Annotated in this window: 16 protein-coding genes; 7 read left to right on the forward strand and 9 right to left on the reverse strand. The window is 67.7% G+C overall.

Annotated features, from left to right (window positions below):
- Positions 1 to 2 precede the first annotated feature (2 nt).
- From IT359_12900 to IT359_12915, 4 genes are all read left to right on the forward strand, one after another.
- The gene (locus tag IT359_12900) at positions 3 to 1,244 is read left to right on the forward strand and encodes a Gfo/Idh/MocA family oxidoreductase (GenBank protein ID MCC6929872.1); all 1,242 of its coding nucleotides are present in this window, start codon (positions 3 to 5) and stop codon (positions 1,242 to 1,244) included.
- 91 nt (positions 1,245 to 1,335) lie between these two features.
- Positions 1,336 to 2,343, forward strand: coding sequence for a sugar phosphate isomerase/epimerase (locus IT359_12905; GenBank protein ID MCC6929873.1), 1,008 nt, complete (start codon positions 1,336 to 1,338; stop codon positions 2,341 to 2,343).
- 4 nt (positions 2,344 to 2,347) lie between these two features.
- A complete protein-coding gene (locus tag IT359_12910) occupies positions 2,348 to 2,995 on the forward strand; it encodes a hypothetical protein (protein MCC6929874.1) in 648 nt (215 codons plus the stop codon).
- Positions 2,996 to 3,287: 292 nt separating this feature from the next.
- The gene (locus IT359_12915) at positions 3,288 to 4,277 is read left to right on the forward strand and encodes an aldo/keto reductase (GenBank protein MCC6929875.1); all 990 of its coding nucleotides are present in this window, start codon (positions 3,288 to 3,290) and stop codon (positions 4,275 to 4,277) included.
- 34 nt (positions 4,278 to 4,311) lie between these two features.
- Here the strand turns inward: IT359_12915 and IT359_12920 are convergent, their stop codons facing one another.
- Positions 4,312 to 4,596 carry a TraR/DksA C4-type zinc finger protein gene (locus IT359_12920; protein MCC6929876.1) on the reverse strand — a complete coding sequence of 95 codons (285 nt, stop codon included), beginning with the start codon at positions 4,594 to 4,596 and terminating at the stop codon, positions 4,312 to 4,314.
- A complete protein-coding gene (locus IT359_12925; protein ID MCC6929877.1) occupies positions 4,593 to 5,033 on the reverse strand; it encodes a hypothetical protein in 441 nt (146 codons plus the stop codon). The genes IT359_12920 and IT359_12925 overlap by 4 nt, the downstream gene beginning before the upstream one ends.
- A gap of 720 nt (positions 5,034 to 5,753) precedes the next feature.
- Here IT359_12925 and IT359_12930 point away from each other — a divergent pair.
- Positions 5,754 to 7,088, forward strand: a complete 1,335-nt coding sequence (locus IT359_12930) for an MFS transporter (protein MCC6929878.1) — start codon at positions 5,754 to 5,756, stop codon at positions 7,086 to 7,088.
- Here IT359_12930 and IT359_12935 read toward each other — a convergent pair.
- A complete protein-coding gene (locus tag IT359_12935) occupies positions 7,085 to 8,446 on the reverse strand; it encodes an MFS transporter (protein MCC6929879.1) in 1,362 nt (453 codons plus the stop codon). The two genes, IT359_12930 and IT359_12935, sit on opposite strands and share 4 nt — an antisense overlap.
- A gap of 68 nt (positions 8,447 to 8,514) precedes the next feature.
- Here IT359_12935 and IT359_12940 point away from each other — a divergent pair, with 68 nt between their 5' ends.
- Positions 8,515 to 9,657: a hypothetical protein gene (locus IT359_12940; GenBank protein MCC6929880.1), complete on the forward strand. Its 1,143-nt coding sequence runs from the start codon at positions 8,515 to 8,517 to the stop codon at positions 9,655 to 9,657.
- Positions 9,654 to 10,307, forward strand: a complete 654-nt coding sequence (locus tag IT359_12945) for a hypothetical protein (GenBank protein MCC6929881.1) — start codon at positions 9,654 to 9,656, stop codon at positions 10,305 to 10,307. The genes IT359_12940 and IT359_12945 overlap by 4 nt, the downstream gene beginning before the upstream one ends.
- A gap of 104 nt (positions 10,308 to 10,411) precedes the next feature.
- On the opposite strand, the gene IT359_12950 is transcribed toward IT359_12945, so the two are convergent.
- The 6 genes from IT359_12950 to IT359_12975 form a co-directional block, all read right to left on the reverse strand.
- Complete coding sequence (locus tag IT359_12950) at positions 10,412 to 10,654, reverse strand: hypothetical protein (protein ID MCC6929882.1); 243 nt, start codon at positions 10,652 to 10,654, stop codon at positions 10,412 to 10,414.
- Between the two features lie 19 nt (positions 10,655 to 10,673).
- Positions 10,674 to 12,440 carry a sodium:solute symporter family protein gene (locus IT359_12955; GenBank protein ID MCC6929883.1) on the reverse strand — a complete coding sequence of 589 codons (1,767 nt, stop codon included), beginning with the start codon at positions 12,438 to 12,440 and terminating at the stop codon, positions 10,674 to 10,676.
- A 114-nt stretch (positions 12,441 to 12,554) separates the two neighbouring features.
- Positions 12,555 to 15,941, reverse strand: a complete 3,387-nt coding sequence (locus IT359_12960) for a VCBS repeat-containing protein (protein ID MCC6929884.1) — start codon at positions 15,939 to 15,941, stop codon at positions 12,555 to 12,557.
- Positions 15,938 to 17,350, reverse strand: coding sequence for a vanadium-dependent haloperoxidase (locus IT359_12965; GenBank protein MCC6929885.1), 1,413 nt, complete (start codon positions 17,348 to 17,350; stop codon positions 15,938 to 15,940). Before IT359_12965 ends, IT359_12960 begins: the two co-directional genes overlap by 4 nt.
- Before the next feature lie 3 nt (positions 17,351 to 17,353).
- On the reverse strand, positions 17,354 to 20,905 hold the full coding sequence (locus IT359_12970) for a VCBS repeat-containing protein (GenBank protein MCC6929886.1): 3,552 nt from the start codon (positions 20,903 to 20,905) through the stop codon (positions 17,354 to 17,356).
- 129 nt (positions 20,906 to 21,034) lie between these two features.
- Positions 21,035 to 22,591 carry a RagB/SusD family nutrient uptake outer membrane protein gene (locus IT359_12975; protein ID MCC6929887.1) on the reverse strand — a complete coding sequence of 519 codons (1,557 nt, stop codon included), beginning with the start codon at positions 22,589 to 22,591 and terminating at the stop codon, positions 21,035 to 21,037.
- Between the last annotated feature and the right edge of the window lie 38 nt (positions 22,592 to 22,629).

Below are 22,629 nucleotides of genomic sequence, written 5' to 3' on the forward strand. Positions count from 1 at the left end.
GCATGGCGCCGGTCGCAGGAGGGGCGCCGTCCTTCACCTTCAGCGCACACGGGACGCGGATGCCGCTCAATCGCAAGCTTCGCTACGGGATGGTTGGCGGAGGCCCCGGGGCCTTCATCGGCGCGGTGCATCGGCGCGCCGCCGAACTGGACGGGTTGGCCGAGATCGTGGCCGGCGCCTTTTCCAGCGATCCCGCGAAGTCGAAGGCCCAGGGCGAGGCGCTGCACCTGGAAGCCTCGCGCGTCTATGGCTCCTATGAGGAGATGGCGACCGCCGAGGCATCGCGTCCCCCTGGCGACCGCATCGACGTCGCGGTGATCGTGACACCGAACCACGTGCACTTTCCGGCGGCGAAGGCGTTCGTCGAGCGCGGCTTCCATGTCATCTGCGACAAGCCGATGACGACCACGCTGGACGACGCCGAGGCGCTGTGCCACCTGGTGAAGGCGCAGGGAGTGGTGTTCGCGCTGACGCACAACTACTCCGGTTACCCGCTCATCAAGCAGGCGCGGGCCATGGTGGCCAGTGGCGCGTTAGGCGACCTGCGGAAGGTGGTGGTGGAGTATTCGCAAGGGTGGCTCGGGTCGCTTCTGGAGGCGAGCGGGCAGAAGCAGGCCGACTGGCGCACCGACCCGGCGCGCGCCGGTGCCGGCGCGTTAGGCGACATCGGCTCGCACGCCGAGCAACTGGCGCGCTACGTCACCGGCCGCCGCATCGAGCGGCTGCTGGCCGACGTGGGGACGGTAGTCCCCGGCCGCAAGATCGACGACGACGCCAACCTCCTACTGCGCTACGAGGGCGGCTCGCGCGGGATCCTGCACTGCTCGCAGATCGCGACGGGGGAAGAGAACCGCCTCACATTGCGCGTGTACGGGAGCAAGGCATCGTTGGAGTGGGCGCAGGAGGAGCCAAACTTCCTCACCGTGCGCCACGCCGACGGGCCTGCGCAGCTGCTCAAGCCGGGGAACGCGTACCTGGCGCCGGCCGCGCAACGCGCCGGCCGACTCCCCTCGGGGCACCCGGAGGCGTTCTTCGAGGCCTTCGCCAATGTGTACGCCAACGCGCTGCGCACGATCGCGGCACGTGTGGCGGGCGAGTCGCCCGATCCCGCCGACCTCGACTTTCCCACCGTGCAGGACGGGGCCACCGGCGTGCACTTCATCGAGACGGCCCTTCGCAGCGCCCGCGAAGGGGCGCAGGGCGCCGGTCACTGGGTCGACGCGACCTACACCCCGCCGTCGTGAGCGTCCGCCAGTAGCAACAACCAACCGAACGGCGATCCCCAGCATCGGCCGGGGTGCTCGCTTCCCTCGCATCTACACGTCCTACTCCATCATGCCGCGTCCCGTCACCCTGTTCACCGGCCAGTGGGCCGACCTCCCGCTCGAGACCCTGGCCGCCAAGGCGCATAGCTGGGGCTTCGACGGCCTGGAACTCGCCTGCTGGGGCGATCACTTCGACGTGGAGCGCGCCGTCAACGACGACGGCTACTGCGCCAGGCAGCGCGACATCCTCGCGCGGCACGGGCTCTCGGTCTACGCGATCAGCAATCACCTTGTAGGGCAGGCGGTATGCGATCGCATCGATGAGCGCCACCGGGCCATCCTCCCGCCGCGGGTATGGGGCGACGGGAAGCCGGACGGCGTGCAGGCGCGCGCCGCCGAGGAGATGAAGCTCACCGCGCGCGCCGCGGCGCGACTCGGCGTGGGCGTGGTGCCCGGCTTCACGGGATCGAGCATCTGGCCCCTGCTCTACTCGTTCCCGCCGGTGCCGTCCGAGTGGATCGACGCCGGCTTTCGCGATTTTGCCGACCGCTGGAACCCCATCCTGGACACATTCGACGAGGTCGGGGTCAGGTTCGCGCTCGAGGTGCACCCGACGGAGATCGCCTTCGACATCTCATCGGCGCAGCGCGCACTCGAGGCGATCCGTTTCCGTCCCGCCTTCGGGTTCAACTTCGATCCATCGCACTTTGCCTACCAGGGCGTCGACTACGTCGCCTTCATCGAGACGTTCGGGCACCGCATCTACCACGTGCACCTGAAGGATGTGTGGTGGAGCGAGCGCCCGACACGCGCCGGTGTGTTTGGCGGTCATACCGAGTTCGGGAGTCGCGATCGCTACTGGGACTTCCGATCGATCGGGCGTGGGCGTGTGCAGTTCGAGGAGATCATTCGCGGGCTCAACCGCATCGGCTACAAGGGGCCGCTCTCGATCGAGTGGGAGGACATCGGGATGGATCGCGAGTTCGGCGCACGCGAGGCGTGTGCGACGGTGAAGGCGATGAACTTCAGGCCGAGCACGGTGCGGTTCGACGCGGCCTTCGAGCGCGACGGAGGGTAGCACGATGCACTCTCGCCAGATGCAACGCGCGCGGCGCGCGGGCGTGTCGCTCGCCATGTCGCTCGCCGCGTCGATCGCCGTGGCGCTTCTGGCGATGTCCGCGCCGGCGCTCGCGCAGCAACCCACGCGCGCCACGCGCTGGCTGTACGCCGCCGAGTTGGGGGTGCTCCATTCGAATCATCCGTACGATGACGGCATTCCCGCATACGGGCTCTCGTTCGGTGTGGAGCGCGGCTGGACGGAACGACTGGCCGTGCGCACGGTGCTGGCGTGGGCGGAAAGCCTGGATGCGGGCGACGACGTCTCCATCTGCCATCCCACGAGCACGGGCGCGTGCTATCCCGCGGCGTTGTTTCCGCTACGCACCTGGACGCTCGAACTGGACGGCGTGTACACGCCCGACGGCAGCGTTCCGCTCAAGCTGGTGGCGGGCGGCGGGTTGGCCTATCCCATCGGCATCCGCCAGAAGACAAGCGTGAGCGACCATCAGGAACACGACCGCACACTCAAGGGGCTGGCCCGCGTTGGCGCGTCGCTGGGACTCGGCACGAGCGTGCGCGCGCCGCGGCTGCAATACACGCGCGGCTGGCTGTCCGGTGCCTACGAGTCATTCGATCGGATCGACCAGCTGTCGTTTGTTGTCGTCTTCTGACTCGCAGTTGGTGGTGCCCGAAGCGGTCGATGTGGGCGTGGACGCTGTGAAGGGCAAGTTCTTTCACCGCGGAGAACGCAGGGTCTCGCAGAGGATCGAAGTGCGCGATCAAGGTCCATCGCGATCGTCACTCCACTCCTAGAAACCCCGTGTTCCCTGTGGTAGAAGATCTTGCCCTTCGTTCATCGCGCGCTCCACCCACCCGAGCCGGTGCGCAGCGTCCGCCCCCTCCCATGCGTACCTTTGTGCCTTCCTTGTCCGTCCCCGACAACTGGACCCCCGGAGCGCCCCGATGCTCAACCGTCGCGCATGGCTTCGAACCGCCGCAGGCAGCGGCGCCGCACTCGCCTTGAGCCCGACTCTCGCCAAGGCGCTCGAATCGCTCCACGCCGGCCTCGGGGTTCAGGGCTCGATTCTCAAGAAGGCGATCCCAGCCACCGGCGAACTTCTTCCCGTCATCGGGCTCGGCAGTTCGGCAACCTTTGCCACCGTCGCCCGCAGCGAGGAGGTCTCCGCGCTCAAGGAGGTCTTCCAGGCGATGGCAGATCGCGGGGCGACGCTCTTCGACACGGCGCCGAGCTATGGCGCATCTGAGCAGGTCGCGGGGCAGATCGTCAACGAACTCGGGATTGCCGGGAAGATGTTCTGGGCCACGAAGCTCAACGCCGCGGGGCGCGGCGGGGGAACCACCGACCCGGCCGCCGCGCGCGCCCAGGTGGAGCAGTCGTTCGAGCGCCTCAAGCGCCCCAGGATCGACCTGATCCAGGTGCACAACATGTCCGACGTCCCCACCCAGCTCGGCGTCCTCAAGGACTACAAGAAGGAGGGGCGCGTGCGCTACATCGGCGTCACCACGACGTTCGAACCGCAGTATCCCGGGCTGGTCGAGGTGATGAAGAACGAGCCGCTCGACTTCATCGGGATCGACTACGCGGCCGACAACCGCCAGGTGGAAGAGGCGATCCTCCCGCTGGCGCAGGAACGCAAGATCGCGGTGCTGGCGTACGCGCCGTTCGGCCGCACCTCGCTCTTTCGCCGCATCGGCGACCGTCCGCTCCCCGACTGGGCCCGCGAGGTCGACGCGACAACCTGGGCGCAGCTCCTCCTCAAGTGGGTGGTCTCGCACCCGGCCATCACCGCGGTCACGCCGGCCACGTCGCAAGCCAAGCACATGCTCGACAACATCGGCGGGGGCGTTGGCCGGTTGCCGACGCCGGCGCAGCGGCAGCGCCTCATCGAGTTCGTGGACGCGCTGCCGCCGGCCCCCCCGCGCGGGCGTTAGGCACGGCGACGCCGTGCGCCGATCGGGTGCCCAGTCACGGGCACCCGACGCAGTGGGTGGTCTCGGGCATGACGAGGAGCCGCCCGAGGGGAATAGGAGCCCCGCACCGGGTGCACCAGCCATACCGGTCGTCCCGCATGCGAGCCAGCGCGCCGAGGGTCTCGTCCATCTCGCGATCGACGTCGATCCCCGCGGCGCGCGCGCGCTCCAGGCGGCGCTGCGCGCGCAGGAGCTGCTCGTGCAGGTCGCGACGCTGTTCGGCGGTGAGCGCGCCGCCCTGCTCCGGCAACGCGTCGCGCCGGAAGGCGCGCGCCGTCATGCGGCCCCCTGCGGTGTCCCGTCGGCCAGTGCCGTGGGTCGCCACTCCATGGTCGCGCCATGCGCCTTCTGCGCGACTTCGAGCATCACCGACAGCCACATGTCGTTAGGCACGGCGATCTCGAAGGCAAACCCCTCCACCGCGAACCGGGCCGCGTCACGCGGCGAAACGAGACGCGCGACGACCCGGTCGTCCAGGCGCACGCGCTCGTCGGCCGACACCGGGTGCGGAAAGGGAACGGGGACGAGCTGCTCGCGCCCCGCCGACCAGGTCACGAGGAGCGAGGCCGCGGCGTCGGCGGCAAAGTAGGAGTCCACCCGCGTGGGGAAACCACCGATGCCGACAATCCCCGGCCGAATCCAGCCGATCGTTGCCGAACCTTCCGTCACGACGTAGCCCACGCCAGGGCGTCGCACCAGCTGCAGTTGCGTTTGCACGAGAGTGTCCCTCCGAGCGAAGTAGTGATTCGCGAGTCTCCGTGACGGCGACCCGCCAAGTCGCGGGGCCCGCCGCGGGCGCCCGCCAATGCACGACGCCCCACCGGCGGCATGTGCGCAGGTGGGGCGGACGGTCGGCGACGAGCGTCACCGACGAGGCCGAAGTCGAGTTGGGCTAGCCGCCTTCGCGCGCGCTCGCCGAACCCACCCTGCAATGCCAGCTGGGGAGGCCCCCGGCCGCGCCGCGCTCCGATGCGGAGCGGCGCGCGACGCGGGGGTGGGAGGAGCGCATCTCCGATACGCGCGTCTTGCGCGCGCCAGCGGTCGCGAATCGCGACAGTGGGGTCTCGGTCACCCCGAGCATCGCCGAACGCCCGGTCCACGCGCACACCATGGACTCGACCACGCATGTGACGGCGCGTGTCGAGAGCGAAGGCGTTTGGCGATGAAGCGGCGACGTTGCGAGCATCGGCGAGGGCAAATGCGTACGGAATCCGGTGGGTGCTGGAACTCGTACGAAAGCTAGGCTGCGGGCGCGGGAACGCCAATCGGGGGAATCCTCCTCGCGCGGCACCTCCTCCGCCCGCTACAGCCGAGCGCTACTTTCGCGCTCGTCGCGTTGCGGCGGTTTGTTCGCCGTTCATTCGCCGGTTGTTCGCCGTTCGTTCGCCGGTTGTTCGCCGGTTGTTCGCCCCTTACCCCGAGAAGACGGGACCATTCATGACCAGTTCCAATGGGCTGTCGGCCCGGCTACGCGCGGCGGTCGGTGCGCGGGAAGGTGAAGGCGCCGTTCTCCTCTGGTCCACCGCGTACTACTTCCTGGTCCTGTGCGCCTACTACGTCATCCGCCCCATCCGCGATGACATCGGCGCGGCGAGCGGGGCGGAGAAGCTGGCGTGGCTCTTCACCGGGACGCTGGCCGGGATGCTCGCCGTCCACCCGCTCTACACCAGCATCGTCACCCGCCTAACGCGGCGGCGTTTCGTGTCCTGGGCGTATCGCTTCTTCGCGCTCAATCTGGTCGCCTTCTACCTCTATTTCCGGAATGCCGACCCGGCGCAGGCGGTCTGGGCGGGGCGCGTCTTCTTCATCTGGACGAGCGTCTTCAACCTCTTCGTCGTCTCGGTCTTCTGGTCGCTCACCACCGACCTCTTCAGGCCGGGACAGGGAAAGCGCCTCTTCGGCTTCGTCGCCGTGGGGGGAACGTTAGGCGCGATGCTCGGCGCCACGATCACGTCGACACTCGTGGGCGTGGTGGGGAGCGTGGGACTGATGCTCGTCTCGGCGGTGATCCTCGAACTCGCGGTGCAGGCGGCACTGGTCATCGACCGGCACGAAGGACGGATGCGGGAGGCGGCGGTGGCCGAGGGCGAGCCGGCGTCCGAGGCCACGCGCGACGCCTCGAAGGAGGTGATCGGCGGCGGGATCCTCGACGGGATCAAGCACACCTTCTCGTCGCCATACCTCTTTGGCATCGCCACGCTGATCCTCTTCTACACCATCTCGTCGACCTTCCTGTACTTCCAGCAGGCCGACATCGTGAAGGTCGCCTTCGGCGACGACCGCGAGGCACGCACGCGTGTGTTTGCCAACATGGACCTCGTCACCAACGGGCTGACCCTCATCGCGCAGCTCTTCCTCACGGGGCGCGTGATGAAGTGGCTCGGCGTCGGCGCGGCGCTCGCCTTTCTCCCGGTCCTGACGATGGTCGGCTTCGGGATCCTCGGAATTGCCCCGGTGCTCTCGGTGCTCATCGTCTTCCAGGTGCTGCGCCGCGCCGGCAACTTCGCCATCCAGCGCCCCGGGCGCGAGGCGCTGTTCACCGTCCTCGCGCGCACCGACAAGTACAAGGCGAAGAACTTCAGCGACACCTTCGTCTACCGGCTGGGTGACCAGGTGGGTGCCTGGTCGTACACGTGGATGGCGGTCTTCGGCCTTGGCGCCTCGGGGCTGGCCTTCACCATGGTTCCCTTCTCGGCGCTGTGGTTGCTGCTGACAGTTTGGCTCGGTCGGCAGTATGCACAGCGGGAGGCGGCGCGCACGGCCGGGCGCTAGCCGACGCCCTCCGTGCGCGGTGCCAGCTTCACGAACAGCACCGCCACCGCCGCGCAGATCAGCAACGCTCCCGCCAGCCGGATCACGTTCTCCGGGTTGCCGCCTAACAGCGACCGGTAGAACAGCGGGAGCGTGAAGATCTGGATCATCATCGGGATCACGATGAACATGTTGAAGATCCCCATGTAGACGCCCACGCGCTCCTGCGGGATGCTCCCGGCGAGCATCACGTACGGGTTCCCCATGATGCTCGCCCAGGCCAGCCCCACTCCAATCATGGGGAGAAAGAGCAGTGCCCGGTCGTGGATGGCGGGAATGGACAGCATCGCGATCCCGGCCAGCGTCAGGCAGATGGCGTGCACCACCCTGGGGCCAAAGCGCCTGGTGAACGGCACCATCGCGAACGCGGCGACAAAGGCGATGAAGTTGTAGAAGCCGCCAATGCGCCCGTTGATGAGCCCCGCCTCGCGAAAGCCGTGCGTGTTGGCGTCCGACGAGCCAAACAATGTCACGGCGAGCGACAGGACGATGTACTGCCAGTAGCAGAACATCGCGTACCACTGGAAGAGCTTCATCACCGCCAGCTGCTTCATGGCCGTCGGCATCTCGCGGAACGCCTCTGCCACCTCGGACAGCGCGGCACCGAAGCCGCGCGGGAGCTGTTCGATGCGACGCCGCTCCTCGTCGGAGAGCGGAAGCTCCGGCGTGGTGCGCACGGTGACGAGGATCGACGAGATCGAGAAGACGGCGCCGATGAGGAAGGCCCAGACGGTGATCCACGGAATGCCGCGACCGTTCACCGCATCGCCGTTCATCCCCACGGCCACGAGGAGCGACGGCGTGAGATAGGAGAGCGTCTGCCCCAGCCCGGTAAAGGCGCTCTGCGTCAGGAAGCCGATGGAATGCTGCGAGGCGTCGAGGCGATCGCTCACGAAGGCGCGGTACGGCTCCATCGTGATGTTGTTGGCCGCGTCGAGCACCCACAGGAGACCGGCCGCCATCCACAGCGTGCGCGAGAACGGCATGGCAAAGAGCGCCAGGGAGCAGAGCACCGCCCCCACGAGGAAGTACGGCGTGCGCCGCCCGCGCGGCGAGAGCGTGCGGTCGCTCATGGCCCCCACGATGGGCTGCACGAGGAGCCCAGTCATGGGCCCCGCCAGCCACAGGAGTGGGAGCGACGCCTCGTCGGCGCCCAGGTACTTGTAGATCGGGCTCATGTTCCCCTGCTGCAGCCCGAAGCTGTACTGGATGCCGAAGAAGCCGACGTTCATGTTCACGATCTGCCAGAACGAGAGCCTCGGCCTGGCCACACCGCCGCTTGCGGGAACGTCGCCGATGCTCGATGCTGCTCCTGCCACTGGTGTATCCTCCTACCGCCTGTGGTCCTTTCCGTGGTTGGTCCCGCCCTGATACCGTCGACACCCTCGTGACATCGCTCCCCTCACTGGAGGCCGAGTCGCTGGCGCTGCTGCGCGACTTGTGTGGCCCGCACGGCATTCTCGCGTCGCGCGCCGCGACCGCCAACTACCGTGCCGTCTTTGCCCGCGACGCCGTGATGGCGGGCGTGGCCGGCCTCCTGCTGCGTGACCCGGTGGTGACCGCTGGGCTCGTGCGCACGCTCGAGCATCTCCGCCAGCTGCAGGGTGCCGAGGGGCAGGTGCCGTCCAACTACGAGATGCGGGATGCGGGGGCGCACGTCTCGTTCGGCACGCTGGCGCCCCGCCTCGATGCGGCCACCTGGTACCTCATGGGCATCGCGCTCGCCGCACGCGCCGGCGCCATAAACGCCGCCGCCTGGCGCGAGAGCGCCGAGCGGGCGGTGCACTGCCTGCAGGCCATCGAGTACAACGGGCGGCACCTGATGTACGTCCCCACCGGCGGCAACTGGGCCGACGAGTACATCTTCGAGGGATACATCCTGTACGACCAGGTGCTGCGCGCCTGGGCGTTGCGGCTGCTGGCGGCGACCTATGACGTCCCGGCCTGGCGCGCCAAGGCGGGACACATTGCCGACACCATCTCCGAACGCTTCTTCGCCAGCGAGAAGGCTGGTGCGCAGCAACCCATTGCCGCCTTCACGCCGGTGCGCCGCTTCGAGATGTTCGACCTCGCGGCGTGCGCGCTCCTCGCCGCGTCGGGCATTGCCCCGCAGCGCGCGCAACAGGCGCTGGCCTGGATCGACGAGGCCTTCCTGGCGCAGGGAAAGCTCCCACCGGCCTTCGACCCGGTCATCGAGGAGGGGGACGCCGAGTGGCCGGCGCTGAGGCGCTACCACCTGCACGGCTTCCGCAACCGCCCGTACGAGTACCACAATGGCGGCATCTGGCCCATCTGGCTGGGGTGGCTCGCGCTGGGGCAGGTGCAAGGCGGGCATCACGACGCGCTCGCCCGCCTGCGCCAGACCGCCCATCGCGCGTTAGGCTCGGCGAACGGCTTTGCCTTCGAGGAGTACCTGCATGGGCGCACCGGCGTCGCGCTCGGCACCCCGCACATGGCGTACACCGCCACCGGGATCCTCTTCCTCCACCTCGCGGGCTCCAGCGCCCAGCGCGAACTCCTTGGCACATGACCAACGCCGATCGCTACAACCTGTCTCCCGACTCGCTCCAGCGCGCCACACGCATCATCGGGATACTGCGCGCCGACTTCGCGCTCGCCCCAGGGCGGAAGCTCGTCATTGGCGTGGCCGGCGAATCGGGGAGCGGCAAGTCGGTCGCTGCCTCGTCGCTGGCGCAAGCGCTGGGGGAGGCGGGGTTCCGCGCCGCAGTGCTGTACCAGGATGACTACTTCGTGCGCCCGCCCCGCACCAACCACGACTTCCGGCTCCTCGACATCCACGCCAACGTGGGGCCGCAGGAGGTGCAACTCGACCTCATCGCCCAGCACATCGCCGCCTTTCGGGATGGGCGCGACGTTGTCGGGCCGCTCGTCGACTATGCGGGCAACCGATTCGTGACGCAGCCGCTCGCATTGTCCAACGCCGGCGTGCTGGTGGTGGAGGGGACCTACGTGCTTGGCCTGCGCGACCTCGACGTGCGCCTGTTCTGCTCCGCCACGCACGCCGAGACGCGCGAGCGGCGCAAGGCACGGGCGCGCGACGCCGACGACCCGATCATCGAGCGCATCCTCGATATCGAACACCGCCTCATTGCCCCGCAGGGCGACACGGCCGACCTGGTCATCGACGCCCGGTTCGAGCTGCACCGGCGCGAGCAGTAGCGCCGCACGCGCGCGCGTTGCGACTGACGGCACGGCGCGTGGCGCCTAGCGCTCCAGCCCCAGCCGCCGCTCCCGCTCTTCCGTCTCGCGCCCCTCGCGGTCGCTCATCGCCGGGCGCGACGTCCCCGCCCCCCTGTCCGCCCCGACCACCACGCCAGCGCGACGAACAGGAGCCCGAACACCAGCATCACCACTCCCCACAGGAGGTTGATGTTCAGGTTCCCCGCCGGGGCATACAGGTTCGTGTTTCCCCTCGTCGCCAGGCCGAAGCCCGCCAGCAGCACCCCCAGCACGGTGAACAACTCGCCAATGGGATACCTGAGGTCCAACGATGCGGAACCGCTCATGATGGCGCTCCGGTAAGGGTCAGAAGAAGACGATGTTGAGGAGCACCGTCATGGCCAGCACGCCGATCGCGAAGGTGGCCGGACGCTGGATCCACGTCAGGTGCTCCTCCGTTGGCTTGGGGGTGAGCGAGTACACCAACCCCTTGAGCTCCGCATCGGGGCGAGGGCGCGTCATCAGCGACACGATGATCGTCACCACGAAGCAGGTCGAGAAGGCGACGATGGCGGTCCAGAACGTCTGCGCCATCTCGCTGGGGTAGGTGAGGATGGTCCCGAAGTACCCCCCCTTGATGCCGGGAACGGCGCCACGCGCCAGCGAGATGCCGTGATGCACCGCGGCGCCCAAGGTCCCCATCACCAGCCCGAGGAAGGCGCCGTGCCCCGTGCTGCGCTTCCAGAACATGCCTAACGCAAATGTCGCGAAAAGCGGGGCGTTCACGAAGGCAAAGACGAGTTGCAGGAACTCCATGATGTTGTTGAAGGCACTCGCCGCGTAGGCCGCCGCCACCGACAGCATGATCCCGCCCACCGTCGCCGCACGCCCCATCCACAGGTAGTGCTCGTCGCTTGCCCCCCGGCGGATGTGCGCCTGGTAGATGTCGTAGGTCCAGACGGTGTTGAACGCCGTTACGTTGCCGGCCATCCCCGACATGAACGACGCCATCAACGCCGTGAGCCCCAGTCCCAGCATCCCCGTGGGGAAGAGCGTCACCAGCATCATCGGCGTTGCGAGGTCGTAGTCGAGCACGGTGCGTCCGGTCGCATCGACCATCGCGGCCCCATTGGCCGCCAGCTTGGCCGGGATGATCCCCTGCCCGATCCCGCCCACCGCGGTCGCCCCTTCACCACCGCCCAGCACCAGCGCAATCATCCCCGGCAGGATCACCAGGAAGGGGAAGAGCATCTTGGGTACGGCCGCAATCAGCGGCGTGCGCCGCGCCGCCGTCATGGAATCGGCCGCCATGGCGCGCTGCACCACGAGAAAGTCGGTGCACCAGTAGCCGAACGAGAGGACGAAGCCGAGCCCCATCAGGAGCCCGAACGATTCCACGCCAATCGAGTTGGTCGCCGCATCGCCCATCCCCTTCCAGGCATGCGTGTAGGCGGTGGGCGTCATCTGCGCGTTGATGGCCGCCTGCGTCAGCCGCTCCTGCAGAAGGTTCCACCCGCCCACGGCGCGCAGCCCGAGAAAGACAAGCGGGGCAAAGCCGAAGACGATCATGAAGAACTGCAGCACCTCGTTGTAGATCGCGCTCGTCAGCCCGCCAAAGAGCACGTAGGCCAGGACGATCGCCGCCGAGACGATGACGCTGACGTCGAAATCCCACCCCAGCAGGAGGTTGAGGAGCTTCCCCATTGCATACATCGACACGCCTGACGAGAAGATCGTCATGAAGGCGAACGACACCGCGTTCAGCGTGCGTGTCTTCTCGTCGAAGCGAAGCTTGAGGTACTCGGGGACCGAGCGCGCGCGCGAACCGTAGTAGAACGGCATCATGAAGAGCCCGACGAAGACCATCGCCGGGATGGCGCCCACCCAGTAGAAGTGCGAGGTGGCAATGCCGTACTTCGCCCCCGACGCCCCCATCCCGATCACCTCCTGCGCCCCGAGGTTGGCCGAGAGAAAGGCGAGCCCCGTGACCCACGGCGGAAGCGAGCGCCCGGAGAGGAAGAAGTCGGTGGACGTGCGCATCATCCGTCGCAGCGCCCAGCCAATGCCGAGCACCACCGCGAAGTAGATGGCCATCACCACATAGTCGAGCGTGGTCAGCGTCGTGACGTGCATCGAGACCTCAGGCGAGGGGCGGTGGATCGGACAGGACGGGACGTGAAGCCGAACGAGTCAGGCAGCGTACGACGAGCGACAGCAGAACCGCAGGACAGCAGCGTGCCTAACGTGTCATCGGGACTGGACGGCACGGGGCGCCCTTGCAGCCGCCGCCACGGCGGCCTCCTTCGAGCGCAGGAGGAGCACGGTGTCGTTGTTGCGCGCCACCGCGACCGAGCTTCGCCCCCCGGGGCCTCGCACCAGCTTGAGGTCTCGCACCTCACCGTCGATCGCCACGCCGCTCTGCGCCATGTCGACCGGGGTGAACGTGCCGCCGCCATCGCCGCGCAGGAAGAGCCCGTAACCGGCGTCGTAGCGCCCGTACACCGGCGTCACGCCGTTGAAGTTTCCCCCCAGCAGGAGGTCGACCGTCCCGTCGCCGTCAAAGTCGCGCGCCACGGCGCCGTACACGGGGAAGAACTGCGCCTCGGCCGGAAGCGTCGTCACCGCAAATCCCTTCCCATTGGCGATGGCCACCGCCGAGGCCAGCATGCGCGCCTCGAGCACCGTCGCCTTCGACAGTTCGGCCGGGGGAAAGATCTGCTCGATCGTTGCAGCTCCGAACGACGTGAACGACGGGTACTTCTGCCGCAGCGCCGGCATCAGCTTCACCAGGTCGTCGCGCCCGGCCACGGGGTAGCTCGTCCCGTGCTTGTAGAAGGTGAGGAGCTGCTTGAGCGACCCGGTGTTGAAGAAGTCGCCCACGTAGAGTCGCGCCGGTTCGCTGGGCGACGCATGCACGTAGGAGTTGAGCCCAAGGTTGCCTAACACGAGGTCCGGTCGCGCGTCGCCGTTGAGGTCGGCGACTGTCACGCTGTTCCACCACCCTTCCGTCGACGCCAGCCCCGCCTCGGTGCTGCGCTCCACGAAGTGCCCCCCTTCCTGGCGAAAGAGGCGCACCGCCATCCACTCGCCGGCCACGACGAGATCGAGCTTCCCGTCGCCATCGTAGTCGAGCCAGGCGCCTGACGAGACCATCCCCGCGTGCACGAGCGCCGGGGCCAGCGTTGCCGTGACGTCGGCAAAGCGCCCGCTGCCGTCGTTCTGCAGCAGGTGACTGGTGGGGATGCGACCGTACTCGCGCGACACCACGCGCGCACCGAGAAACAAGTCGGGATCGCCATCGCCGTCGAAGTCGCCAACCAGGACGCACCCGCCGTTCTCGCGAATCGAGGGGAGTGCATTCACGTCGCGCGTGAACGTTCCCTTCCCGTCGTTGCGATACAGCCGGCTCTCCAGCGCCTCGGCGTCGCCCCAGAACTCGTTGCCGCCGCTCACCACCACCAGGTCCTGGTCGCCATCGCCGTCGGCGTCGAGGAAGGCCGCGTCCACGTCCTCGTCGAGCGAGTCGGCGGCAATCGCCGGTTGGGGACGCGCGCGGAAGCTCCCGTCGGGGCGCTGCACCAGGAGCGTCCCCGCCTGCCACTTGGCTCCGCCCACGTACACATCATCGAGCCCGTCGCCATCGACGTCGGCAACCGCGAGCGCCGGCCCCTCGGTCGAGAGGCGGTGCGGCATCAACGGTTCGCGGTTGTAGTCGAGGAAGTCGTTCTCCACATGGCGCACCGGTGGCCCGAGTTCGCTCGAGACGTCGGCAAAGAGCGGCGACGACGGCGGCGCGGCCGGCGCCCAGCGAAGCGTGGCATCCCGCTGGTGGAGCGTGAGGTGGCGGTCGAGCGGGAGCGGCTTCACCACTTGCATCCGGCGGTCGGGCCAGATCACGACCAGCGAGTCGCCCTGTTCCGTGTCACCAAAGCCGAAGTGCAGGCGCGGGTCCATCGAGGAAAGCCAGCCGCGCGTGGGCACCTGCTCCACGAGCTGCGTGGTTCCGCCGGCGGTGGCAAGGACCTTGGCGCCGACACCCGCCGTGTTCTTCCCCTCGCCGTGCAACGTGACCGCGAGCCAGTGGTGCTTCGTCAGCTCTCGCGCGCGGTTGCGGTAGATCGACGCCGGGGCGGCGATGTTGTTCACCACCAGGTCGAGCGCCCCGTCGTTGTCCAGGTCGACGTAGGCGGCCCCGTTCGAGAAGCCGGGCTGCGACAGTCCCCAGCGGTCGGCCACATCGGTGAAGCGATATCGCCCTTCGTTGCGGAAGAGGTAGTTCGAGAGCGCAATGCGCGGCATGCTGTCCAGAAGGGCGAGGTTCTCCTTGGAGATCCCGCGCGCCAGCGACGCCTGCATGGCCTGGTTGCCGACGTAGTTGATGTAGTCCAGGTCGTTCGGGCGACGGTAGATCCCGTTGGTGATGAACAGGTCCTTGCGCCCGTCGTCATCGAAGTCGGCGAGGAGGGCAGACCAGCTCCAGTCGGTGGCCTGCACGCCGGCCAGATAGCCGATCTCGGAAAAGCGCCCACCGCCGCGGTTCAGCTGCAACGTGTTGCGCGCGTACTGCGGCCAGTAGCCGGCGCGCACGCGCAGGTCGAAGAGATTGAACCCTTCGCTCGACGCCGACGTCTTGAGCACGTCCTCGCGCTCGGGGAGCATGTCGAGCACGGCGAGGTCGGGGCGCGCGTCGTTGTCGATGTCGCCCGCATCGACCCCCATCGAGAATCGCGACGTGTGCCTGGTGGCGCGCGCGATGGACTCGGTGAAGGTCCCGTTGCAGTTGTTGAGGTAGAGGTAGTCGTTCTCCTGGAAGTCGTTGGCGATATACAGGTCGGGACATCCGTCCATGTTCACGTCGCTCGCGACAACGCCCAGCCCGAACCCTTCCACCCCCTGGTAGATCCCCGCCTTGGCGCTCACATCGGTGAAGCGCCCGCCATCGTTGCGAAACAACCGGTCGCCGGCGGTGGGGTGCGGGATGGTGCGCAACGCGGGCGACCCGACCGCGCGCTCGGTCTGCGTGGAGTGGTTGAGGAGGTACAGGTCCAGGTCACCGTCCATGTCGTAGTCCAGGAAGGCGGCCTGCGTGGAGTATCCCTCATGCCCTACCCCAAACTCTGCCGTGCGGTCGGTGAAGTGCCCAGCGCCGTCGTTGATGTACAGGATGTTGCGCCCCGCCATCGACAGGTAGCGGACGGCGGAGACGTAGAGGTCCAGGTCCCCGTCACCATCCACATCGGCCATCGCCACCCCCGTCTTCCACCCCGGCGGCCCCGACACGCCAGCCGACTCGGTGGCATCCTCGAAACGGAAGCTCCCCTTGTTGAGGTAGAGCCGGTTGGGCTCGAGGTTGGATGAGAAGTAGAGATCGGGGAGCGAGTCGCCGTTCACGTCGCCGACCGCGACGCCGCCCCCGTTGTAGTAGTACAGGTAGTTCAGGATGTTGAAGTCCGGCGACTCGGGGAGCGTGTTCTGGAACGAGACGCCGGTGGCCGCAGGTGCAAGGAGTTCGAAGAGCGGTGGTTGGGACGGTGCCGCATCCGCCGGCGAGCGGCCGCACCCCACGGCACTGGCGAGCGCACCCGTCAGCAGCAATGCGCGCGCAAACCGGCCGGGAGTGCCTCGCCCCTTCACGGCGTGCTGCCCGACGCGGCCGAAGTCGCAGGCGTCACCGTGCGCGTACGCACCTTCGACACGACGTACTGCCCGACCTTCTGCCCCTGCAGCATCCCCTGCTCGATGGCGCGGCGGTAATGAATCCCGCCATACAGGCGCGAGATCGCCGCCTCCGCGGCCGCCTGGCGGAACGAGGTGAACGAGCGAATCGGGAGGCCGAACTCCAGCTCGGTCGAATCGGTGAAGGCGAAGTTGTCGCCGAACACGTCGGTCAGGACCTCGGCCGCCGACCCCGATGCCACGCTGTGCCCGCTCGTGTACTCCGGGAACGGGGGCGTCTGCAGCATCGGCGTCCACTGCTCGTCGATGTAGCGATTGATGACCGTCTCGGGGCGAATGAGGTTGCTGCGGTACTTCTCATCCCACGATGAAACGAAGGCATCGGCCAACCCGATCGCTGTGCGCGCGTAGGCATCGGCGGCACGCAGCGGGTCGGCGCCGGCCTTCCGCGCTGCCCCACCCACGATCCCCATCCAGTGCCCCCCGGGGGTGATCTTCTTCGTGGCGAACATCGTGTGACCCTGCACGTTCATCACGTACGGGTTGCAGTCCCAGAAGGCGAGGATCTCCTTCTGGTCGTCGGTGAGCCTGGCCTTGGTCTCGTAGACCTCCATCGCCTCCTTCATGAACGGCGAACCCTTGGCCGAGTCGAAGGGGAGCGGCGGGAGCGGCTTGAACTGCGACCCCGTGTCGAGCACGAAGGGGCGGAGTGCACCCCAGTGCGGCTCCACGGCGTCCATGTAGGCCGGCGGCGTCGGGACCCAGCGCCCGCGCGCCTTGGTCACCGAGTACTTGGGCCAGCCGCGCGACTGCTTGTAGCGATCGCCCCCCGCCCAGGCGAGGATGTGCCCGGCCACCGTGTCGCCGAAGGCAATCGAGGCGCGGTACACGTCAGCCGCAACGCTCGCTTCGTAGCGCTTGTCCATCGCCGTGCGCAGCGAATCGATGCGCTCGCGCGAGAACGTCAGCGCCTGTGCCACCGTCATGAAGGCGTGCACCCCGGCCAGCGGATAGTCCACCGCTCCCCCCGCCGGCGGCGCGGGCACCGCAGTCAACCCCGTCAGCTGCCCGGCAAGCGAATGGTAGGTCGTGTCGCCCGGGCGCATGGCCTCGTAGGCGGCAATGCTCGCGTAGGCGTACGTCCGGCTCGCCTGTGGCGGCGAGAAGATGTCGTACACCATGACCATCGAGAGCGCATGCATGGCGTCGTGCAGCGGCATCGCATCCGACGCCGTCACCGCGCGCGTTGCGGCTGAAGCGCCCCCGCCCGTCGCGTCGCTGCTCGTGCACGCGGAGACCAGAGCGACGATGGTCAGCATCGCCGCCAATGCGGCGCCTCGAAGGCGATTGGACAAGTCGTGATGCATGAGTCAGTTCCTCGAACCGCCAGCCGTGGGGCCAGTGAGTGCCGCGGGCATGTCGCGCTGTGCCACGCGACGCGGCGCCGGCCGGAAGACCAGTGGCGTGTCATTGTTGCGTGCGACGGCGATCACCTCGCCGCCCCTGGTGCGGATGCGCGCAATGTCGCGCGACTCGCCAGGAACAAGGAAGCCGCTCGCCCACGGCGCCAGCGCGGTGAACGCACCCCGTCCATCGCCGCGCAGCACCAGGCCGCGGCTCTCCGCGGCGCGCCCGATCTCCGGCTTGAAGCCGTCCAGGTTCCCCGCCAGCAGCACGTCCAGCGCGCCATCACCATCCACGTCGCGCGCAAGGATGCCATACACGGGGGCCAGCTGCGCCTCGGCAGGAAGCGGGACGACGGTGAAGCTCCCGTTGCCATCGTTGCGCACCATGACGGTCGCGAAGGTCTGTGCGATGCGCTCGATTGCCCCCTCCCGGTCCCTGGGCGGGAAGATGTCGGCCATCGTCGCCGTCGCGTAGTCGATGTAGTTGAGGTAGCGCGCCTTGAGCGGGGGGATCGCCTTGATGAGGTCATCGCGCAGCACGAGCGGGTAGCTCTTCCCCTGTCCGTAGCACGCCACCACCTGCTCGGCGAAGCCGTTCCCGTCGAAGTCCTTCACCAGCATCGTCGTCGGCTCGCTGGGCGAGGCCCTGAGGCGCGTGTTGAGCCCCAGGTTGCCAACGATGAAGTCCATGCGCCCATCGCCATTGAAGTCGCCGGCCACGATGCGATTCCACCACCCGCTGCTCTGCTCCAGCCCCTTGGCCGCCATCGGCGCCAGGCGTCCACCTCCCGCGTTGCCGAAGACGGTGATCGGCATCCAGTCGCCCACCACGATCAGGTCGGGGCGCTTGTCGCCATCGACATCCTGCCAGACGGCGTCGGTGACCATCCCCACGCGTTGCAGCTGGGGGGCGAGCTGCGCCGTCACGTCGGTAAAGCGCCCGCGACCGTCGTTGCGCAAGAGCGTGCTCTGCGGCGTCTCGCCGTACTTCCACGGGATCGACCGCCCACCCACGAAGAGGTCGATGTCGCCATCGCCGTCGTAGTCGATGGCCGCGGGGCGCGACCCCGAAATGAACTCGGGTGGGATGGCGTCGGCGCTGCGGGTGAACTTCCCGCGCCCATCGTTGAGGTACAGGCGATCCTGCAGCGCCGGCGCCAGGTCAGAGTACTCGTTGCCACCGCTGACGACGTACAGGTCCTTGTCGCCATCGCCATCGGCGTCGAAGAAGGTCGCCCCCACGTCCTCGGAGATCGCGTCGGCGGCAAAGGTGGCCGCGCTCGCCGAGTTGAATCGCCCGTCGCCTTGCTGGATGAAGAGCGAGCCCGCCTGTTCCTTGGAGCCGCCTACGTAGACGTCGTCGAGCCCATCGCCATTCACGTCGCCCACCGCCATTGCCGGCCCCTCGGTGGAGAGCATGCGCGGAATGAGGCGCTCACGGTCGAAGTCGATGAAGTCGCTTTCCTTGTGCGTGAACGGGATGGCGTCGATCGCCGCCACCCGCGCCATGAGCGCCGGGGTGGCCGCCGCGCCGCCGTCAGGCGCAATGTCCGGAGCCGGCGCTGCGGCGGCGGTTGCCTGGCGCACCACGACCTGCTGCCCGGCCGCCGTTGCCCCCAGCGCGCTCTCGCGGGCGTCGGGCCACTGCACCCGCACCGCGCTCGCACTGTCGTGCGCGCCAAGGCCGAAGGTGAGCACGTAGTCCACCGACGACTGGAAGCCACGCGCCGGGTTCAGCTCCTGCACCAGCGTGTCGCCGCCTGCCACCACCGTCACCCGCGCCCCGATCGCGAACCGGTTCTTCCCCTCCCCCTCCAGGCGCAGCTGCAGCCAACGGTTTGCCTTGCCCACCGTGTGCGCGTTGTTGCGGTACACGAACGACTCGGCGTTCACGTTGTTCACCACCAGGTCCGGCGCCCCGTCGCCATCCAGGTCGCCGTAGGCGGCGCCGCTGGAGAACGACGGCGAGTCCAGCCCCCATGCCTTGGCCTCGTTCACGAACGAGAGCGACCCGAGGTTGCGGAACGCATAGTCGGGAATCGGCGTCGACTTCATCGCGTTGATCAGCTTCATGAAGTCGACCTGGCCGTCCTTCTTCATCGCCCCTTCCATCGTCTCCTCATTGGCGAGGAAGGCGATGTAGTCCTGCGACGTCACGTCCTTCACCAGCCCGTTGGTGACGTAGATGTCCTTGCGGCCATCCAGGTCGAGGTCGGCGATGAGCGCGCTCCAGCTCCAGTCGGTTCGCGACACGTTCGCCATCTGCCCCACGTCGGTGAACGTCCCGTCGCGGTTGTTGCGCTGCAGCATGTTGCGCATGAACTGGTGCCCGTACCCGTTGGACACCTTGGTCATGTACACGTCCCACCCCTCGAACGACGCCATGGTGCGCAGGCGATACTCGTCCTCGGGGAGCATGTCGGTGGTGTAGATGTCGGGCCACCCGTCGTTGTCGACGTCGCCCATGTCCATCCCCATCGAGAAGTACGAGTCGGCCGTCAGCTGCTTCTCCAGCACCTCGGCAAAGGTCCCGTTGCGCTGGTTGATGTACAGGTAGTCGCGCTCGAAGAAGTCGTTCGAGATGTACACGTCGGGCCAGCCGTCGCGATTCACGTCGGCCACACCGAGGCCGAGCCCAAAACCGATCTCGCTTCCGTAGAAGCCAACCTTCTCGCTCACGTCGACGAAGTGCCCGTCGTCATTGCGGTAGAACTTGTGCCCGCCATACGGGTCGCGCTCGCGGCGCGTGTTCCGCTGCCCGAACGACGACACGGGGCGCGGCGAGTTGTTGATGAGCGCGAGATCGAGGTCGCCGTCGCGATCATAGTCGAGGAAGGCCGCGTGCGTGGTATAGCCCTCGTCGGCCACGCCGTACGCCTCGCCTTCCTCCTTGAACGTGGGAACGCTGTCCGCTCCCGCCCCCTGGTTGATCCAGAGCGTGTTGCGGCGCTTGGACGGCTCCACCTGTCCGGCATGCGACAGGTAGATGTCGAGCTTTCCGTCCCCGTTCACGTCGGCAATCGTGACGCCGGTGGTCCAGGCGCGCTTGGGCTCGAGCCCCGCGCGTGCCGTCACGTCGCGAAAGCGGAACTTCCCCTCGTTGAGGTAGAGGTGCGCCCCGCCCTGGTTGGAGGTGAGGACGAGTTCCGGCAGTCCATCGCCCGTGAGGTCGCCGATCCCCACGCCGCCGCCGTTGTAGAAGTTGCGGTACGTGAAAACGTTGACGTCGCTGCTCTCCTTGAGGTCGTTGGAGAAGCGGACGCCGGTGTACGACGAGGGGAGGAGGGTAAAGAGCTTCCCGTCACTCGCGGGCGGCGCCGCCCCCCGATCGTAGCCGGCGGTGGCCTCGGGCGCCGTCTTCGCGCAGGCGGCCGCGAGCAGCGTCGCGGCCAGGGCCACCGTTGCGGCGCCCCCCCGTGCAATCGAGCGATGGTGCGCGCAACCCCAGCGCATCCCCTGCATTGTGTCGTCCAGTCGTGAGGTGTTGGTGGCGCGCGTGGGTGGGACCGCGAACAAACCTGCGTGCACCTGCGACGATTCGCGCGCTCCAGGGCTCCCGGTAGCGCCATAGCCTGCCCCCGGATCTGGGAGCAGGCTATGGCGGTCGTTCGGAAGCGTACTGCGATTCCTTCCTGCTACAAAATCCTAGTAGCCTGCGTTCTGCGTGAGGAGCGGGTTGTTCTGGATTTGCGTGATCGGGATCGGCATCAGCACGCGATAGCCGGCCGACGCCGCCTTGAACTGGCGGGCATCGAGGTAGCCACCAAGGCGGATGAGGTCCTGGCGACGCTTGGCCTCACCGGCAAACTCGAACAGCCGCTCGTCGCGCACCACATCCAGCGCCGCCGCCTGTGACAGCGTCGTCGAGCGCGGCTTGGCCGGGTTGAAGACGCGCGCGCGCAGCTGGTTGATGATCGCCATGCCGCCCGCCACGTTCCCCTGCTGGATCAGCGCCTCGGCCTTGATCATGTACATCTCGGTGAGGCGGAAGTACGGGAACTTGTGCGGGTGCGAGTCGCCGTTAGGCGCGGTCACCAGGGGCGGGAACTTGTTGATACGCGGTCCCTCACCCTCGGTGGCGGCCGTGATGTCGTTGATCGTCTCGGTGAAGACGAGCGGGTTCCCCGAGCGATCGTTGACGTTCTGACCAGTCACGAAGCTCTTCTGCTGCCCGGCGAGCCACACCGCCCGGCGCTGGTCGGCCGGATCGTACTTGCGATACGTCTCGGCGATCGTGGCAAAGCCGTTCCACGGCCCGCCCTGCACGCCATGCTGCGCATAGTGCAGTGAACGCTGCGGGAACGAGTTGCCGATGCCGGGCGGGTTGCTCGTGTTGTTGATGACGAAAATCAGCTCCGGCGAGCTGGCGTTGTCGGTGTCGAAGTTCGACTGCCAGTTCGACGCGAGGCTGTACACGCCCGAGTTGATGACCGCGTCGGCGTACTGGATCGCCTCGGCGTAGCGCGCCGCGGCGCGCGTGATGCCGGCCGACGTGACCGTGCCCTGGAAGACCGGGGCGTTGAGGTACATGTTGGCCAGGATCGCGTTGGCCACATGCTTGTTCACGCGACCGAACGAGAGCGGGCGCTCCGGAAGGTTGGGCAGCGCGGCCTTGAGCTCGGTCTCGATGAACTTGAAGACCTCGTCGCGCGTGTTCTTCGCCGCTGGCTTCACTTCCGTGGTGGTCACGATCGGCACGCCGCCGAACATGTCCATCAGCACGTAGTAGAACCAGGCGCGAAGCACCTGCAGCTCGGCCTTGTTTGCCGCCTTGGTCGGGCTCGAGCTCTTGTCGACCACGTCGATCATCAGGTTCGCCTTGGCCACGCCGGCGAACATGTTGTTCCACAGGCCGTTCATGTCGTCCAGCGCGGAGCCCGAGTTGGCCGTCCAGGTCTGCTTGTAGATCTCGATCCAGCGGCCGTTGTCGAACCAGTCGTTGCCACGCGTCGGGACGATCTGCTCGTCCGTCGTGATCTCCGACAGGTTGTAGTACGCCCACTGCGTCTGGCGCAGCTGGGCATATACCGAGGCGGCACCGGCGAGGATTTCCGCGTCGTTCTTGAACGCGTTCGCCGGCGTGAGCGCATCGAGCGGGGTCTCGGTGAGATCCGTGCATCCCGCCAGCGCACTCAGCGCACCCGCCAGCGCCACGGCACTGAAGCCGGTGCGGCGGATGGAGAGCGAAGAGAAGATGTGCATATGAGTCCGAGGGTACCTGATCAGGTGAGTCGTCCGTG

The organism is Gemmatimonadaceae bacterium, from assembly GCA_020852815.1.
GTDB lineage: Bacteria > Gemmatimonadota > Gemmatimonadetes > Gemmatimonadales > Gemmatimonadaceae > SCN-70-22.

What these genes read in the sequence shown, in the direction of transcription:
- IT359_12900 (MCC6929872.1), top strand. Translation starts at nt 3, where the DNA reads ATGGCGCCGGTCGCAGGAGGGGCGCCGTCCTTCACCTTCAGCGCACAC.
- IT359_12905 (MCC6929873.1), top strand. Translation starts at nt 1,336, where the DNA reads ATGCCGCGTCCCGTCACCCTGTTCACCGGCCAGTGGGCCGACCTCCCG.
- IT359_12910 (MCC6929874.1), top strand. Translation starts at nt 2,348, where the DNA reads ATGCACTCTCGCCAGATGCAACGCGCGCGGCGCGCGGGCGTGTCGCTC.
- IT359_12915 (MCC6929875.1), top strand. Translation starts at nt 3,288, where the DNA reads ATGCTCAACCGTCGCGCATGGCTTCGAACCGCCGCAGGCAGCGGCGCC.
- IT359_12920 (MCC6929876.1), bottom strand. Translation starts at nt 4,596, where the DNA reads ATGACGGCGCGCGCCTTCCGGCGCGACGCGTTGCCGGAGCAGGGCGGC.
- IT359_12930 (MCC6929878.1), top strand. Translation starts at nt 5,754, where the DNA reads ATGACCAGTTCCAATGGGCTGTCGGCCCGGCTACGCGCGGCGGTCGGT.
- IT359_12945 (MCC6929881.1), top strand. Translation starts at nt 9,654, where the DNA reads ATGACCAACGCCGATCGCTACAACCTGTCTCCCGACTCGCTCCAGCGC.
- IT359_12950 (MCC6929882.1), bottom strand. Translation starts at nt 10,654, where the DNA reads ATGAGCGGTTCCGCATCGTTGGACCTCAGGTATCCCATTGGCGAGTTG.
- IT359_12955 (MCC6929883.1), bottom strand. Translation starts at nt 12,440, where the DNA reads ATGCACGTCACGACGCTGACCACGCTCGACTATGTGGTGATGGCCATC.
- IT359_12965 (MCC6929885.1), bottom strand. Translation starts at nt 17,350, where the DNA reads ATGCATCACGACTTGTCCAATCGCCTTCGAGGCGCCGCATTGGCGGCG.
- IT359_12975 (MCC6929887.1), bottom strand. Translation starts at nt 22,591, where the DNA reads ATGCACATCTTCTCTTCGCTCTCCATCCGCCGCACCGGCTTCAGTGCC.